The organism is Mesorhizobium sp. M4B.F.Ca.ET.089.01.1.1, assembly GCF_004022605.1.
Lineage (GTDB): Bacteria > Pseudomonadota > Alphaproteobacteria > Rhizobiales > Rhizobiaceae > Mesorhizobium > Mesorhizobium abyssinicae.
In genome coordinates this window covers 1-386 of record NZ_RZOS01001590.1, presented here as the reverse complement: position 1 = coordinate 386, position 386 = coordinate 1, and the positions used below count along the sequence as shown (strand labels likewise).

At 55.7% G+C, this 386-nt stretch carries 1 pseudogene; it reads right to left on the bottom strand.

From position 1 onward, the window contains the following. Window positions 1–117: 117 nt before the first annotated feature. Window positions 118–386, bottom strand: a pseudogene (locus EN780_RS40260) (sugar ABC transporter permease); the annotation flags it as partial.

Sequence of the window (386 nt, the reverse complement as noted above, 5' to 3'; positions counted from 1 at the left end):
CCGTAGATGTGACGTCCGAGGTCCCGACGCATGGGCTCACCTCCCAACGCGAGGGGCCGAGATTTGGCGAGTGGATGATATTCGGAGATGTGACGTCCAAGGTATCGATGCATGGGCTTACCTCCCAACGCGAGTGGCCGAGATTTGGCGAATAGACCAAAAACACACGCCGACGATCGTTGTTGTGAATGCCACGAGAATTGCGGCGGAATAATCGAGATCGAGATATGTAAATGCGGTCAGGAAAGCGTAGAAGTTTAGGGGTTCAGTCGCCCCAGCCGGCCCGCCACCTGTCAACACGAAGATCACGGGGAAAATCCCAAGGACCTCTAAGGCTTGAAACACGGCGACGGCTCCCATCGCTGGTAAGACGAGCGGTATGGAAA